The 14,963-nt window shown below is 66.4% G+C and carries 14 protein-coding genes; 4 read left to right on the forward strand and 10 right to left on the reverse strand.

The features are described 5' to 3' along the window. Positions 1–30: 30 nt before the first annotated feature. Positions 31–378, forward strand: a complete 348-nt coding sequence (locus NMB41_RS20175) for a hypothetical protein (RefSeq protein ID WP_494379578.1) — start codon at positions 31–33, stop codon at positions 376–378. A 53-nt stretch (positions 379–431) separates the two neighbouring features. Here the strand turns inward: NMB41_RS20175 and NMB41_RS20180 are convergent, their stop codons facing one another. After that, on the reverse strand, positions 432–1,322 hold the full coding sequence (locus NMB41_RS20180) for a methyltransferase domain-containing protein (protein WP_494379579.1): 891 nt from the start codon (positions 1,320–1,322) through the stop codon (positions 432–434). An 89-nt stretch (positions 1,323–1,411) separates the two neighbouring features. Between NMB41_RS20180 and NMB41_RS20185 the strand changes: the two genes are divergently transcribed. From NMB41_RS20185 to NMB41_RS20195, 3 genes are all read left to right on the forward strand, one after another. Continuing rightward, on the forward strand, positions 1,412–2,158 hold the full coding sequence (locus NMB41_RS20185; RefSeq protein ID WP_494379580.1) for a ComF family protein: 747 nt from the start codon (positions 1,412–1,414) through the stop codon (positions 2,156–2,158). A 119-nt stretch (positions 2,159–2,277) separates the two neighbouring features. Beyond that, complete coding sequence (gene trmL, locus NMB41_RS20190; RefSeq protein ID WP_494379581.1) at positions 2,278–2,748, forward strand: tRNA (uridine(34)/cytosine(34)/5-carboxymethylaminomethyluridine(34)-2'-O)-methyltransferase TrmL; 471 nt, start codon at positions 2,278–2,280, stop codon at positions 2,746–2,748. 133 nt (positions 2,749–2,881) lie between these two features. After that, positions 2,882–3,286 carry a TerB family tellurite resistance protein gene (locus NMB41_RS20195; protein ID WP_494379582.1) on the forward strand — a complete coding sequence of 135 codons (405 nt, stop codon included), beginning with the start codon at positions 2,882–2,884 and terminating at the stop codon, positions 3,284–3,286. Between the two features lie 90 nt (positions 3,287–3,376). On the opposite strand, the gene NMB41_RS20200 is transcribed toward NMB41_RS20195, so the two are convergent. The 9 genes from NMB41_RS20200 to NMB41_RS20240 all read right to left on the reverse strand — a co-directional run bounded on the left by NMB41_RS20200 (position 3,377) and on the right by NMB41_RS20240 (position 14,860). Beyond that, positions 3,377–5,776 carry a catalase gene (locus tag NMB41_RS20200; RefSeq protein ID WP_494379583.1) on the reverse strand — a complete coding sequence of 800 codons (2,400 nt, stop codon included), beginning with the start codon at positions 5,774–5,776 and terminating at the stop codon, positions 3,377–3,379. A 135-nt stretch (positions 5,777–5,911) separates the two neighbouring features. Then, a complete protein-coding gene (locus NMB41_RS20205) occupies positions 5,912–6,865 on the reverse strand; it encodes a diguanylate cyclase (protein ID WP_494379584.1) in 954 nt (317 codons plus the stop codon). After that, positions 6,862–9,915 (reverse strand): hybrid sensor histidine kinase/response regulator, encoded by a 3,054-nt coding sequence (locus NMB41_RS20210; protein ID WP_494379585.1) that lies wholly within the window; start codon positions 9,913–9,915, stop codon positions 6,862–6,864. The genes NMB41_RS20205 and NMB41_RS20210 overlap by 4 nt, the downstream gene beginning before the upstream one ends. After that, on the reverse strand, positions 9,909–11,282 hold the full coding sequence (locus tag NMB41_RS20215; protein WP_494379586.1) for an oxygenase MpaB family protein: 1,374 nt from the start codon (positions 11,280–11,282) through the stop codon (positions 9,909–9,911). Before NMB41_RS20215 ends, NMB41_RS20210 begins: the two co-directional genes overlap by 7 nt. A 283-nt stretch (positions 11,283–11,565) precedes the next feature. Beyond that, positions 11,566–12,327: an alpha/beta hydrolase gene (locus NMB41_RS20220; protein ID WP_494379587.1), complete on the reverse strand. Its 762-nt coding sequence runs from the start codon at positions 12,325–12,327 to the stop codon at positions 11,566–11,568. 23 nt (positions 12,328–12,350) lie between these two features. Then, positions 12,351–12,692 carry a YciI family protein gene (locus tag NMB41_RS20225; protein WP_494379588.1) on the reverse strand — a complete coding sequence of 114 codons (342 nt, stop codon included), beginning with the start codon at positions 12,690–12,692 and terminating at the stop codon, positions 12,351–12,353. An 11-nt stretch (positions 12,693–12,703) separates the two neighbouring features. Further along, complete coding sequence (locus NMB41_RS20230) at positions 12,704–13,102, reverse strand: VOC family protein (protein ID WP_494379589.1); 399 nt, start codon at positions 13,100–13,102, stop codon at positions 12,704–12,706. A gap of 87 nt (positions 13,103–13,189) precedes the next feature. Next, a complete protein-coding gene (locus tag NMB41_RS20235; RefSeq protein ID WP_494379590.1) occupies positions 13,190–13,666 on the reverse strand; it encodes an adenylyltransferase/cytidyltransferase family protein in 477 nt (158 codons plus the stop codon). A gap of 6 nt (positions 13,667–13,672) precedes the next feature. Further along, positions 13,673–14,860 (reverse strand): PilT/PilU family type 4a pilus ATPase, encoded by a 1,188-nt coding sequence (locus tag NMB41_RS20240; protein WP_494379591.1) that lies wholly within the window; start codon positions 14,858–14,860, stop codon positions 13,673–13,675. Positions 14,861–14,963 lie beyond the last annotated feature (103 nt).

The raw sequence follows: 14,963 nt of genomic DNA on the forward strand, positions 1-14,963 counted from the left end.
CACATTAACTTTTACGACAAGGAGATTGCCATGCGAGAAGGAGTACCGTACATCGCTTTCCACTTCGAGGAAGGTGATGATGCTCTGCATATGACCTTGCTTGACCGAGGTCGTCTGGCGCGTGGCCTGGTATTCGAGGACACTTTCGGAACGCTCGAATCTTTCAATGAGAGAGGATTGGAGGAATCAGCAGCCATGATTGGCAAGATGGTGCTCGGGGTGCTGCAGCGCTCGAACACCGAAAAGTTCGCGGCCTACCCGAACCTCATCATCGAAACACGGCCGATGTCGCCAGAACGTATAGCGGCGATTCTGGCCGAGGTCGAGGCGGATGCAAAGGCCGAGGCCGACGGCCGGGAGAAGGATGACAAAGCGTAAGTCGTAAGCACAGGCAGAAGGGAGTTTGGCTTCCTCCTACTTTCGTTACGCCGTCACGGTTTGCGCGGCCGGAATTGCACGATGGACTCCCCTGCCGCCGTCGTTTTCGGCACCGGCCGGAACGCGTGTCCATAAATTACCTCGAAAGTCAGCGCGATCTTGCCGTCCGCGCCGCGCGTCGCCTCCAGCGCGTCAACCATGCGCTGCCAGGCCGCGCGCCCGATCAGGCCGCGGCGGCGCGTGGCCAGCGGATTGCCGCCGATTGCGCGCACGTCCGCCAGCAAGGCCTCGACCGTGCCGTAGGTCACCGTGATGCGCTCGGCATCCATGACGGGCGTCGAAAAGCCAGCTTCCACCAGCTGGTCGCCGAAGTCGTGCATGTCCACAAAAGGCAGGGTATGCGGCGTTTCGTCGAGCGCGGCGAAGGCCGTGCGCAGCTCCTTGAAAGTGTCTGGTCCGAAATTCGAGAACATCAGCAGCCCGTCGACGCGCAGCACGCGGCGCCATTCGGCGAACACACGGTCGGGCTGGGGATGCCAGTGCAGCGCCAGGTTGGACCACACCAGGTCGATCGAGTTCGGCCCGAACGGCAGGGTACCGAAGTCGCCGCACAGAAGATCGACGCCGGCCTTGGCCGGCATCAGGCGGCTGAGCATCTGGTTGAGCGCACCGAGTGCCGGCGCCGCGGCCCGGGCGCCGGCCAGCATCGCGCTGGAGGCATCGAGCCCGACGATCTGGGCCGCCGGATAGGTCTTTTGCAGGGTCCCCAGGTCGGGCCCGGCGCCGCAGCCGGCGTCAAGTACGCGCTGCGGCACGATTTTGACCAGGCTCAGGCGCTCATGCATGCGTTCGGCGACCTCGCGCCGCAGGAAATCGGCGCCTGCCACGCGCTGTGCTTGCGCAAACAGCGCGCGCACGCGCAGCGCGTCGATCGGCGCGCTCATTTTCGATGGAGTCGAGGGAGAAGCCATTGTTCAGTTGCGTTCAAATGAGATAATGGCGGGAGTGTACATGTTCGCGGAGACTTGAGCCGATGGGATCGTTCACGCTGCACTGGCCGCGCGCGCTGATGCGCACGCTGCTGCCCTCGCTGTTGCCGTCGTCCTGCGCGCTGTGCGGCGAGCTGGCGCATGAGGCCGTGTGTGCGCCCTGCACGCTGCGCTACGCCGGCGCCGGCGGGCCGCGCTGTCCCTGTTGCGCCAACCCGCTCGGCCTGGGCGAAAGCGCCGGACAAAGCTGCGCCGCCTGCCTCGCCGCCGCGCCCGCTTTCGAGGCCACGGTGGCGGCGGTGGACTACGCCGCGCCGCTCGACGGCCTGGTGCTCGGCCTGAAATTCGGCGCGCGGCTGCCGCTCGCGCCCTGGTTCGCGGGCCGCATGCGCGACGCCCTGCTGGCGCAATCGAACTGGCCCCTGCCCGAGTTGCTGTGCCCAGTCCCGCTGGGGCCGCGCCGGCTCGCCGAACGCGGTTTCAACCAGGCGCTCGAGATTGCCCGGCCCCTGGCGCACATGACCGGCCTGCCCCTGCAACCGCGCCTGGCCGTGCGCGCGGTCGAGACGGCGGCCCAGTCGGGCGTCACCCCGCACGAACGGGCCCGCAACATCCGCGGCGCTTTCGCGCTTTCGCCCGGCATGGCGGAACTGATCGAAGGCCGTCACGTCGGCGTCGTCGACGACGTCATGACGAGCGGCCACACCCTGAACGCGCTGGCCGCGACACTGAAGGCGGCCGGCGCGGCGCGCGTGTCGAACCTGGTGTTCGCGCGCACGCCGCCCCACTAACGCGCCTGACAAAACCACCATGGCTGCGTTGCAACGCCTCGCCGTACCAATGTACTGTCTTCGGCGTTGCGCCTTGCCCTGACAATTTTGTCAGGCGCTTTACAATGAATGGAGTTTGAATGTTTCACGTCGTATTGGTCGAACCGGAAATCCCGCCGAATACCGGCAACGTCATCCGCCTGTGCGCCAACACGGGCGTGCAGCTGCACCTGATCGAGCCGCTCGGCTTCCCGCTCGACGACGCCAAGATGCGCCGCGCCGGGCTGGATTACCACGACTACGCGACGATGAAGGTGCACAAGAACTGGGAGGCGTTCATGGCCGATACCCAGCCCGACCCGGCGCGCATGTTCGCGCTGACCACGCATGGCTCGGCGCCGTTTGCCGATGCCGCTTTCGAGCCGGGTGACGTGTTCGTGTTCGGCCCGGAGTCGCGCGGGCTTGCGCCGGCCTTCCGCGAGACGTTCCCGCCCGCGCAACGCATCCGCCTGCCGATGATGCCGGATAACCGCAGCCTGAATTTGTCGAACACGGTGGCGGTGGTGGTGTACGAGGCCTGGCGCCAGAACGGGTATGCAGGCGGCGTGTGAGCGGGCAAGGGTCGGTTAGCTGGAAACGCATGGCGGTCGGAAAATCGGCATACTGTCGGACACCACCCTATCATCGATGCGTCCGCATGCCTGGCACGGGCACGTCATCACCACGTTCAAGAAGGATTAAACGATGCGCTCCTACCCGCCGGACAGCCCGCAAGCCGTATCCCGACTACTCGTTCTGACCGTCATTGCCGACGGTGGCGGCTCGCCGCTCGAGATCGCCGCCTCTTACCGCCTGGGCATTCTCGACCAAGCGGGCATTGCGGAAGAGGTGTTCGACCAGGTGCTGCATGAGATGCGCGCCGATCTGATGACGACCCCCGACGGTCTGCTGAAGGTCGAGAAGGAAATGATCGACCAAATGCTGGCCGAGATCGTGCAACCCGACCTGCGCCTTCGCGTCTGGAAGGCCATGTGGCAAATGTCCTACGCGGACGAGAAGCTGGCCGATGGCGAGCTCGCATTACTCCTGCTGGCAACGAATACCTGGGGAATCAAATCGGGCGCTGACGGGGTGGCGACAATCGGCTGAGAAGCCGTCACACCTGTTGGCCGCCCGCCAGGCAGCAACAACAAAACGGCCGATCAAACGATCGGCCGTTTTGCATTGCAGGACGATGGCTTACACCATCGGCGGATCGGTCTCGCGCGCGAACGAACGGTGGCCCGCCAGCGCTTCCTTGAAGGCATCCAGGCTGCCGTCGATCAGCAGCGCCGGATCATCCGAGCCATCCGGCAGCGTTGCCGGAACCATCGCCTTGGTCAGCAAATCGGCGCCGCTGCCCAGGGCCAGGATCGGCTTGCAATGGCGATACTGCTCGCGCAGGAAGTCGATTGCCTGGGCATTGCGCGCCAGCAGGTCGGACGACTTGTCGCCATCGGGCACGATCACCGCGTCATACATCACCGACGGACCGGCTTCGAGCGAGATCTCGACGTCCAGCGGGTCGCCCGCGCTGGTTTTCACTTTGCCCAGCATGTTGCCGACCAGGCGAGGCACGGCGCCATCCTTCAGGAGCGCCGAGTACAGCTCGCGCACTTTCTTGCCGTCGACACCATGCGCCACCAGGATCGCGACGCGGCGGGTACGGATGCCGGTTTCGCCTGGACGCGCCAGCAAGGACAGCGCCGGCGACGGTTCGTAGGCCGGAATCGGGTTCGGGCTGGCCAGCGGCAGCGGCGCCGGCACGTCCATGCCCAGGCCTTCGGCCACTTTCGCCACCAGCCCATCGTCGACATTGGCCAGCAGGGCCAGCACACGCTCGCGCACGGCGAGCGTCTGCACCCGGCTCAACTCGAAGCGGAAGGCGTTGGCGATGTGGGTCTGCTCGGCTGCGCTCTGGCTGTGATAGAACAGGCGCGCCTGGCCGTAATGCTCGGCGAACAGTTCAGGATTGCCGCGTACCTTGTCTTCGCTGGCGAAGGTTTGCGGGAAACTGGTGAAGCCCATTTTTCCGGCCTGGAACGGGCAGCCGCCACCGAGCGAATTCGGCTCGTAATTGACGCGGCCGCGGTTGATGGCCTGGCGGTGCATGCCGTCGCGCTGGTTGTTCTGGACCTGGACGATCGGCGAGTTGATCGGGATTTCGTGGAAATTGGCGCCGCCCAGGCGGCTGATCTGGGTGTCGAGGTAGGAGTGATTCCGGCCCTGCAGCAGCGGGTCATTCGAGAAATCGATGCCCGGCACGATATGGGCGGTACAGAAGGCCACCTGCTCGGTTTCGGCGAAGAAGTTGTCCGGATTACGGTCCAGCACCATGCGGCCGATCGGGGTCACTGGCACCAGTTCTTCCGGGATCAGCTTGGTCGGGTCGAGGATGTCGAAGGGGAAGGATTCGGCCTGCTCTTCGGTGAAGACCTGGAAACCGAGCTCCCATTCCGGGAAATTGCCCGATTCGATGGCTTCCCACAGGTCGCGGCGGTGGAAGTCGGAGTCGGCGCCGGAAATGCGCACCGCTTCGTCCCACACCAGCGAGTGCGTGCCCTGCTTCGGCGTCCAGTGGAACTTCACGAAGCGCGACTCGCCGGCTTCGTTGATCAGGCGGAAGGTGTGCACGCCAAAGCCCTGCATGGTGCGGTAGCTGCGCGGGATGGCGCGGTCCGACATCGCCCACATCAGCATGTGCGCGATTTCCGGCGACAGCGAGGCGAAGTCCCAGAAGGTGTCGTGGGCAGTGGCGGCCTGCGGCATGCCGTGATGCGGTTCCGGCTTGGCGGCGTGCACCAGGTCCGGGAATTTCATGGCGTCCTGGATGAAGAAGACCGGGATGTTATTGCCCACCAGGTCCCAGTTGCCTTGTTCGGTATAGAACTTGACCGCAAAGCCGCGCACGTCGCGCGCGGTGTCGGTCGAACCGCGTTCGCCGGCAACCGTCGAGAAGCGCACGAAGACCGGGGTGCGCTTGTCCTTGGCGGAAAACAGGGTAGCGCGCGTCAGCTCCGAGAAATCGCCATACGACTCGAAGAAGCCGTGTGCGGCCGAACCGCGCGCGTGCACGACGCGTTCGGGAATGCGCTCGTGGTCGAAGTGGGTGATCTTTTCGCGCAGAATGAAATCTTCCATCGCGGTCGGTCCGCGCAGGCCGATTTTCAGCGAATGCTGGTTGTCGGCAACCGGCACGCCCTGATTCGTGGTCAGCACCTGGTTGCTGGAGTCGACGCGCACGCGGTCGAGCGGCGCCGCGCTCGGATTCTGGCCGACCGGCGGCTCGCCGCTGCCGACTTTGTCGGAGGCGATGATTTCGGTGCTGGTGCTGCCGGTAGCGGCCGGCGTGGACGGCTGGTGATGGTCGCCTTCTTGCGGGGTGCGCGACGCGTCGCCGTACTCGCCCGGCTTGTTCGGATTGAAGGGCGCGGCGGCGGCCAGCTGCTTTTCGGCGCTGGTTTTTTCCAGCAGGCGCTCGGGCACTGCTTCCTTGCTGCCAAGGGTGGAAGGCGGCGTGCTGACGGACGGCCCTGCCACGGTGCTCAGTACGGAGCCGGCGCCATCGGTGGAACCGGGTTTGTTTTTGCTTACAGGCATTCTATCCTCGCTGGTTGATCAATTGTCTTGAATTCAACAAAGACCTTAACCGACCAGCGGCGGGCGCTACGTTAGCCAACTAACAGAAACCAAGAGGTACCGATCAATAGTGCCTATTCCAGCGATAGCGTTTCGCTAACACGCGGAGCCATCGGCGCGCAGGCCGCCGCGCTCGTCCGCTTCCTGCCGCCACATCACGCGATTCCTCCCGCCCTGTTTGGCTCGGTACAGCTGCACGTCGGCTGCCTCGAACAGCGCGGCCGAGCTCTCGGGTTGCGCCGGGTCGAGCGTGGCGCCGCCGATGCTGGCCGTGACGACGGCGGCGGCGCTCGATCCGGCGTGCGCGATCATCAGCTGGGCCACCGCTTCGCGCAGCGTCTGCACGATCGTTTGCGCCTGGAGGGCGTCGGTGTCGGGCATCAGCAGTACCAGTTCTTCGCCGCCGTAGCGCGCGGCCAGGTCAGCCGGGCGGCGCATGTGCGTGCTGGCCAGGCGCGCGACGGCGCGCAGGGCGCGGTCGCCGGCCGGGTGGCCGTACAGGTCGTTGAACTGCTTGAACGAGTCGATGTCGAGCAGGGCCAGCGACAGCGGCTGGCCGCTGCGGCGCGCACGCTGCCATTCGAGGTCGTAGACGTCGTCGAAACGGCGCCGGTTGGCCAGCTCGGTCAGGCCGTCGACGTGGGCCAGGTGTTCGAGCAGGCGGCGCTGGCGTACCAGCTGCAGGTGCAGCGCCACGCGCGCCAGCACCACGGTCGCATTGAAAGGCTTGGCGATGTAGTCGGAGGCGCCCATCTTGAGGCCGGCCGCCTCGTCCTCGGGATGGTTCAGGCCCGAGATGAAGATCACCGAGATGTGCTCGGTCGGGGCGGCGGCGCGCAGGCGGCGCAGCACGTCGAAGCCGCTCATGTCGGGCATCATCACGTCGAGCAGGATCAGGTCGGGCACATGGCGCGTGGCGCGCTCGATGGCCTGGGCGCCGTTTTTCGCCAGCAGCACGGTGTATTCGGGCTGCAGCAGCTCGCACAAGACATCGCGGTTGATTGCGTCGTCGTCGGCGATCAGGACTTTCTGCGGTTCGGCGGGCGTCATGCGGTTTCCTCCAGGTTCAGGCCGAGCTGGCGCGCCAGTCCTTCCAGCGGCGCGACGGCGGCCGCGTATTCGAGCTCGCCCACGGCATGCGCGACCTGCGCCAGCAGCGCGCCATGCGCGCTCTCCGGCAGCAGCGCTTGCAGCTGCGCCAGGGCGTCGCAGGCGCGCGCATCGTCGGCCGCCAGGTAGGCGGCCAGCCGTTCGAAGACGGCCGGCAGTGCATCCGTTGATACCGGCGGCAGGCCGCGCGCGGCGGCCAGCGGCGCGATGCCCGCCAATACCGTATCGAGCGCGGCGATCAGGCCGGGCACCAGGGCGGCCGCCTGTCCGTGCTCACCGGCGCGGAGTAGTTCTTCGAGTTGCTGCGCATCGGCTGCCAGCGCGTGCGCGCCGATATAGGCCGCGCTCGACTTCAGGTTGTGCGCCAGAGCCAGCAGAGGCGCGGTGTCGGCGCAGGCCAGCGCCGCGGCCAGCTGCCCGGGCGCCGCGCGGTATTCCTGCACGAAGCTGCGCACGCGGCGCAGCAGGCGCGCATGCTGGTGCTCGACGCCGAGCAGCGCCGCTTCCCAGTCGACGCCTGCCACCTGCGGCAGCAAGAGCGTGTCAGGGCCAGGGGATGCCTGCGGATCCGGCGCCGGCACGGCGCCTCCGGCCAGGCGTGCCGGGTCGATCCAGGCCAGCAGGGTGCGGAACAGGACATCCGGGTCGATCGGCTTGGCGATATGGTCGTTCATGCCGGCGGCGAGGCTGCGTTCGCGGTCGCCCGCCATCGCGTAGGCGGTCATGGCGACGATCGGCAGCGCAGCGCGGTCCTGCATGGCGCGGATGCGGCGCGTGGCGCTCAGGCCGTCGACCTCGCTCATCTGGATGTCCATCAGGACCAGGTCGTAATCGAACTGCCGCACCATCTCGACCGCTTCGCCGCCATGGGTCGCGACGTCGACCTGGACCGGCGCCGCGGCCAGGAAATCGAGCGCCACCTCGCGGTTGTTGGCATTGTCCTCGACCAGCAGGATGCGTGCGCCGCGCAGGGGCGCCAGGCGGCGCGCTTCGAACTCGCGCCAGCCGGGTGCGCCGCGCTGCGCACGTTCCGGTGCGGCCAGCACGCCGGGCGCGCCCTCCTCCTGCCCCAGCGTGACGCTGAAGCTGAAACTGCTGCCCATACCGGGTGTGCTGGCGACCGCGATCGCGCCGCCCATCAGTTCGACCAGCTGCTTCGAGATGGCCAGGCCCAGGCCCGTGCCGCCGTACTTGCGCGTGACCGAGTCGTCGCCCTGGCTGAAGGACTGGAACAGGCGCGCCAGCTGGCCGGCGTCCATGCCGATGCCGGTGTCGCTGACGCAGAAGCGCAGGGTGACGCCGCCGGCGCCGCGCGCGCCCACGTCGACCGCGACGGCGATCTCGCCGCGCTCGGTGAACTTGACGGCATTGCTGGTGAGATTGATCAGCACTTGCCCCAGGCGCAGCGGATCGCCGACCAGGCGCGCCGGCACGTCCGGTCCCACCCGGAACACGAGCTCGACGCGGCGCGCATCGAGCTTGAGAGCGGTCAGGCTGGACAAGCGTTCGAGCAATTCGTTGAGGTCGAAGCCGACCCGCTCGAGGCGCAGCTGGCCGGCTTCGATCTTCGACACGTCGAGGATGTCGTTGACGATGCCGAGCAGGTGCTCGCCCGCACCCAGGATCTTGCCGAGGTAGTTGCGCAGTTGCGGCGCCGGGTCGGCCATCAGGCCCAGGCGGCTCATGCCGATGATCGCGTTCATCGGGGTGCGGATTTCGTGGCTCATGTTGGCCAGGAAGTCGGACTTCAGCCGCGTGGCCGCTTCGGCGCGCAGCATGGCGGTGCGGATTGCGCGCGTGCGCAGGCCGAGCACGCGCATGAAAATCACCATGTCGATCGAGGTCGCGAACTGCAACGCGTGCATGGTCCAGAAATTGGCCGGCAGCGCGCCGGCATAGGTGCGGCTCAGCACCAGCGAACCCACGAAGGTGAGCGCCCATCCGCCGAGAAAATAAAAGCCGACCGGGTCGCCCCCGCGCGCGCGCTTCCAGGCCCCCGGCAAGCCGAGCAGCATCGGCATGATGCCCAGGGTGCTGGCGACGGCCACCATCTGCGCGCCGTCGATCGCATCGCACCCGAAGGCCAGGGCAGCGAGCGCGCAGAGGGCGGCGCCGGCTTTCATGAGGCGGCTGAAGGTGTGGTCCTTGCCGGGTCGCGCCAGCGCCTGTTCGACGAAGAGGTAGGCGCCGCACGAGGACATCAGCGCGGCCAGGCCGCCGGCATGCAGGTTCAGCCAAACGTTGTTGCCCCAGGCGTACTGGCTGCCGACCCCGAAAACCTCGGCCGACAGCAGGGCCATCCCGACCAGCATCAGGGCATACTTGGCGAACAGCGGCTCGCGCAGGTTGACGGCCTGGCCCAGGCTGTAGAGCAGCAGGCACAGGGCCAGGCCCAGCAACAGGCCCTGCAGCATCTGCTCGTGGACGGCTTCGGCGTGAAAGACCGAGGGCGTCGAGAAGCGCAGCGGCAGCACCATGGCGCCGCTGGTCTCGATGCGCAAATAAATCTCGTGCCGGCCCGGCGCCAGGTCGAGCAGCATGGCCGGCGTGCGCACGCGCTGCACGTTCGGCGCCACCGGCTGCAGGTTGCCGGCCAGCGCGCGCTGGCTCACGCGGCCAGCGCGCGTGACAAACAGCTCGACCTTGTTCAGCAGTGCGTAGTCGATGTGGAGGATCCAGGCCCCCGGACCGCCCTCTGCCACCGTTACCGGAATGCGCAGCCAGACCGGATGGTGCTGCACGCCGAGCGTGGACCGGGCCGAGGCAGGCGCGGCAAAGCGCTGCGGGGCCGCCAGCATGGCCTCGATGCCGAGCGTGCCGCCGGGGTCGGCCAGCATGGTCAGCGCGGGCCAGGCTTCGACGCTGCCGGTGCGCGCGTCCAGCACCAGCGCTGCGGAAGCGGCGGCTGAGCGCGGCAGGAGCGCCAGCAGCAGCGCGAGCAAGACGAAAGCGCAGGCTGCGCGCAGCCCGGCAAACGCCTTTGTCAGCATGCAGCCGCCGCGCCCGTGCCGCCTTTTGCCGGCTGCGGCCTGAAGCGGCGTTCGATGGCCCTGACCCAGCGCGGAGCCTGTGCATCGCTGTCCCAGTCGCGCACGGCGGCGTCGACCTGGCGCAGCAAGGCGTCGGGCAGCTCGAGCGGACGGGCCGGATCAAGCATGTAGCGCTGTGCCAGGCGGTAGCCGAGGATGCGGCCGGCCAGGCGCCCGGCCGACAGTCCAGGGACGACGCGCGCCGCCGCCATTCCTAGTGCGAACAGGGCGCGCGCACGCATGCTCACCCGGCCGTCCAGGCCGAGGATGCGGGTCGTCGCCGGACCGCACAGGCGGCGCGCCAGCAGGATCGGAACCGCTTTGCGCGAGCGCGTGCCGATCTCGTCCTGCAGGGCGTGCATCAGGCTTGCGCCAAGCGCCGGGCGCGGGTCGGCGATTTTTCCGTAGGCCGGCGCCGCGCCCTTGCGTGCGGGGGCCGCGTAGCGGGCAGCGGCGCTGGCCTGCGCCTTGTGCTGCAGGCGCGCGAACTGGGTCGCCGCGTCTTTCATTGTGGCGCTCAGCAGCGCCTCTTCGATGCCGAGCAGGTGGCCGGCCACGTTCCAGGCATGCAGCCAGGCGCCCTCCTCCTGTTTATTCAGGCCCAGGCCCAGGCGGCGCAGGCTGCGCAGGAACACGTAGTGGCAGGTGAGCAGCGCATAAGCCTGCTCCTGCTGGTTGCGCGGCAAGCCGTTGGCGCGCACGTTCCAGCCCTGCGCGAACAGGACGCGGTAACGCTGCGGGCCTTCGGGCAGCAGCGGGTGGATCGCCGCGCCATGCGCCAGCGCCTCGGCCGGGTTGCCGCGCACGACCAGGTGGCGGATCAGGGCATTCGTGAGGCGCGCCTTGAGCAGCTGGGCCAGGCCGGCGCCGGCAGGGTCCAGCATGCCGCCCTGCAGCAGCACTGCACACTGCAGCGCCATTGCCGCGCGCAGCCGCTCGTCGAGCGATTGCGCCAGCGGGTCGACGGCGACATCGGCTTCGGGCAGGACGGCGCAGGCCAGCAGCGTGGGCGAGAGCAGGCCGATCTCGGCGAACACCGCCTCGGCGCAACCGATCTTGCCGGAGTCCGCCCAGGCGGGCAGCTGGCGCGCCTGGCGCACGTAGTGTTCCAGTGCCGCGGCGATCGGCAGCGGCGTGCCTTCGGCGGCTGTCCAGCCATCGAGCGCGGCGTTGGTCGTCCAGCTGGCCAGCGCATCCTCGACCAGGGCGACGGCTTCCCAGCGCGGCAGCAGCAGCGTGCCGGCCGTCTCGCCGAGAATGCGGTCGATCGTGTCGTCGGCCAGCGGATCGGCGCGCAGGCGCGGGTCGGCGGCGGAGGGTTCCGCCATGTCCGCGCTCACGCCGGCCTCGCCGGACGCGGTGCTGCCGCGGCAGCGCTCCAGACGATGGTTGCGACGGCAACCGCCAACGACGTGCGGTTCGACCGAACCTGGCGGTTGGACATGCATTCCCCTATTTATTCGATGTAGACGTTAACTGAAGAGTTTATCAGTTCGTGCCTCGGGGAAACAGTCTCTTGAAGCGATAGCGTGGGCGGCGAACAACTGTTCAGCGTGTGCGATATGAATGTAATAAGGCTTTATTCGCTATGCATGAATGCGGTGCATAACGCTACCGCGCCCACTGCAGCGCCTGGATATACGCGGCGCTGTCCGAGATCGAGTTGTGCCCTGCCCTGGCGATCACCGTCCGGGTCGCAACGCCTTGCCTGAAGCGCGCGAACAGCCGCGCCGTGCTGTCGGCGGGAATGATCTCGTCGTGTTCAGCCGCCACGATCAGGGTCGGGACTTTTATTTGCGGCGCATGGCGCAGCGAGTCGTAGCGGTCTTGCAGCAGCCAGCGCACGGGAAAATACGGGAACTGGCTGGCCGCGAGCGCCGCCAGGCTGTCATAGGGGGTGACCAGCACCAGCTTGTGCACAGGCCGCTGGCTGGCCACCTGCAGGGCGATGCCGGTGCCGAGGCTGCGGCCGATCACGAGCACCTCGGCGTGCTGGGCGGCGACGCGGTCGAACAGCAGCAAGGCGTCGGCCACCAGCGCCTGCTCGCTCGGCTTGCCGGTGCTGCCGGTGTAGCCGCGGTAGTGCAGCAAATAGAGGGCGTGCTCGGGGAAGGCTGCGTCCAGCAGGGGCAGGCTCATGCTCACGTCTTCGCCGTTGCCGCCCAGGTAGACGATGGCCTTGCTGCCCGGGTGGGGGCGCTCGGACACTTTTACGACTGCCCCGGGTACCGCCATGGTCGAGGTGTTTGGTGCCTGGATCGCGGCCGTGGCGGGAGGAAAATAGATGAAGCTGCGTTGCGCGAGGAACAAAGCGAGGCAGGCGCAGGCGTAGACGGCCAGGATGAAAAAGAGGAAGCCGAGGTTTTTTTGCATCGCCTTGGCAGGACTGCTGCGCTTCAGCTTTCGCCGTCGTAGTAGAACTCGCGCAGTTCCTGTGCACAGCGGCATGCCGCAGCCAACTTCGCCGCCCAGTGAACGGCAGCTTCCCTGGACGGCAGTTCGAGGACGCAAAAGCCCCCGTCAAACTCTCTCGTCTGGCGGTAGGTCTCCGTTCGGATACTTCCGTCCGCGGCAACCATGACCGGCGCGATGCCGGCGTTGATTCCGCCGCCAAACACATAGACGCCGGCCGCTTTTGCCTCCCGAATCACCGCGCGCGAAGCGTCGCTCACGGCTGGCATGTCCTCGGCCGGAACCTCCATGGCACTGGCCGGAAATGAAATGAGAAATTTTGTCATGATCGATCGCCTCAGGCTGTCGGCGCCGTCCACACCAGGTTCCACAGGTGGCCATCCAGGTCTTCGAAACCCTGGTCCACCATGAACCCGTGGTCCTCGAGCGGATGGGGAATGCGGGCGCCGGCGGCGGCCGCCCTGGCGATCAGGCTTTCGAGCTCCTCGCGGCTCTCGCAGCTAAGGCACAGGACCAGTTCGTTGGCTTGCCTGGCCGGCATGAGCGGCTTGTCGATCAGCGACTGGAAGAAGGGCTCGGTCGTGAGCATGACGTGGATGCTGTCCTGCGCAATGATCAGCATGGCCGCGTGCTCGTTGCTCACTTGCGGATCGAGCCGGTAGCCGAGCGCGGAGAAAAAGGCCTTCGATTTGTCCAGGTCCTGGACGGGCAGGTTGATGATGATTTGTTTGTTCACGGTATCTCCAGGTCGAATGAATGGGCTGTCCCATCCTGACGACGATCGACGGCATCCAAAATCGACACGGCGACTACAATTTCACAATCACCCTGCCCGCACCTTGGTCAACAGCTTGGTCGTCGAGCGGTCATGCTCGAAATCGATCGCAATCGCCTGGCCGCCGTAAGCGATGACCGCCTGCCCTTCCGGAATGGCGCTCATCTCGTAGTCGCCGCCCTTGGCATAGATTTCCGGACGCGCCTCGAGCACCGTTTCCAGCGCAGTGTCTTCGTCGAATTCCACGACCAGGCTGACCGATTCCAGCGCCGCCAGCACGGCCATGCGGTCGTTCAGCGTGTTCAGGGGCCGGTCATCGCCCTTCCCCAGTCGCTTGACCGAGGCATCGGTATTCGCGGCAACCACCAGCGAAGCGCCCAGCTCGCGCGCCTGGGCCAGGTAGGTCACGTGGCCGCGGTGCAGGATGTCGAACACGCCGTTGGTCAGCACCACGGGTTTCGGAAGAGCGGCGACGCGCGCCTTGAGCTCGGCGCGCGAGCAGATTTTATTTTCGAAATTCGGCATGGTGGTTCAAGTTGGGTTGGCGGGATCCTGCGGCTCTTCTTCGAGCATCATCGACAGCTCCGACGTGTTGGTGGCGCGGCCTTCGTCGAGCTCGCGCCGTTCGCCCGACAGCTTGATCTGCAGGCGCAGGCCGTTGGCCGAGTCGGCATTGCGGATCGCTTCGTCGTAGCTGATATGCCCATTGTTGTAGAGCTCGTACAGCGCCTGGTCGAAGGTGCACATGCCCAGTTCGCGCGACTTGTGCATGATCTCCTTGATGCTGTGGAAATTCCCCTTCAGGATCATCTCGCTGATGGTCGGGGTGTTCAGCAGGATTTCGATCGCGGCCTTGCGGCCCTTGCCATCCTCGGTGCGCACCAGGCGCTGCGAGACGATGGCGCGCAGGTTGGCCGACAAATCCATCAATAACTGGTTGCGGCGCTCTTCCGGGAAGAAGTTGATGATCCGGTCCATGGTCTGGTTGGCGTTGTTCGCGTGCAGCGTGCCCAGGCACAGGTGGCCGGTCTCGGCAAAGGCGATCGCGTGCTCCATCGTCTCGGTGTCGCGAATTTCGCCGATCAGGATCACGTCCGGCGCCTGGCGCAGCGTGTTCTTCAGGGCGTTGTGCCAGGAATGGGTGTCGACGCCGACTTCGCGGTGCGTCACCAGGCAATTCTTGTTCTTGTGGACGTATTCGACCGGGTCTTCCACCGTGATGATGTGGCCGGCCGAATTGCTGTTGCGGTAGTCGATCATCGCCGCCAGCGTGGTCGATTTACCGGACCCCGTGCCGCCAACGACCAGCACCAGGCCGCGCTTGGTCATGACCACGTCCTTCAGTACTTCGGGCAGCTCGAGCTTTTCGAAGTTCGGAATTTCCGAGGCGATCGTGCGCACCACCATGCTGACGCTTTGCTGCTGCACGAAAACGTTTACGCGGAAACGGCAAACGTTCGGCAAGGAAATGGCGAAGTTGCACTCCATCTGCGCTTCGAACTCGGCGCGCTGGCGGTCGTTCATCAGGGACAGCGCGAGCGCGCGCGTGACTTCGCCCGTCAGGCGCTGCTGGCTCATCGGTTTCATCGCGCCCTGGTGCTTCATGCTGGGCGGGAAGTCGGCGGAAATGAAGAGATCCGATCCGCCCTGCTGGTGCATCACGGTGAGCAGTTTCTGGATGTAGGCGAGGGCTTCGGCCGGGCCAAAGGGTGTAGACATGCAAGCCTTTCTAATCGGGCAGGCGATTATTCACTGTCGATATCGCCCGCGAGGCAATTATATCGACTAAGATTCTGGTTAAAATACTATTTCTCGGCTGACC

The sequence above is a fragment of the Massilia sp. FBCC-B171 genome (assembly GCF_059134155.1).

Bases quoted from the DNA above. Each gene is read 5' to 3' on its own strand.
- NMB41_RS20175 (WP_494379578.1), top strand. From the start codon at position 31: ATGCGAGAAGGAGTACCGTACATCGCTTTCCACTTCGAGGAAGGTGAT.
- NMB41_RS20180 (WP_494379579.1), bottom strand. From the start codon at position 1,322: ATGAGCGCGCCGATCGACGCGCTGCGCGTGCGCGCGCTGTTTGCGCAA.
- NMB41_RS20185 (WP_494379580.1), top strand. From the start codon at position 1,412: ATGGGATCGTTCACGCTGCACTGGCCGCGCGCGCTGATGCGCACGCTG.
- trmL (WP_494379581.1), top strand. From the start codon at position 2,278: ATGTTTCACGTCGTATTGGTCGAACCGGAAATCCCGCCGAATACCGGC.
- NMB41_RS20195 (WP_494379582.1), top strand. From the start codon at position 2,882: ATGCGCTCCTACCCGCCGGACAGCCCGCAAGCCGTATCCCGACTACTC.
- NMB41_RS20200 (WP_494379583.1), bottom strand. From the start codon at position 5,776: ATGCCTGTAAGCAAAAACAAACCCGGTTCCACCGATGGCGCCGGCTCC.
- NMB41_RS20205 (WP_494379584.1), bottom strand. From the start codon at position 6,865: ATGACGCCCGCCGAACCGCAGAAAGTCCTGATCGCCGACGACGACGCA.
- NMB41_RS20210 (WP_494379585.1), bottom strand. From the start codon at position 9,915: ATGCTGACAAAGGCGTTTGCCGGGCTGCGCGCAGCCTGCGCTTTCGTC.
- NMB41_RS20215 (WP_494379586.1), bottom strand. From the start codon at position 11,282: ATGGCGGAACCCTCCGCCGCCGACCCGCGCCTGCGCGCCGATCCGCTG.
- NMB41_RS20220 (WP_494379587.1), bottom strand. From the start codon at position 12,327: ATGCAAAAAAACCTCGGCTTCCTCTTTTTCATCCTGGCCGTCTACGCC.
- NMB41_RS20225 (WP_494379588.1), bottom strand. From the start codon at position 12,692: ATGACAAAATTTCTCATTTCATTTCCGGCCAGTGCCATGGAGGTTCCG.
- NMB41_RS20235 (WP_494379590.1), bottom strand. From the start codon at position 13,666: ATGCCGAATTTCGAAAATAAAATCTGCTCGCGCGCCGAGCTCAAGGCG.
- NMB41_RS20240 (WP_494379591.1), bottom strand. From the start codon at position 14,860: ATGTCTACACCCTTTGGCCCGGCCGAAGCCCTCGCCTACATCCAGAAA.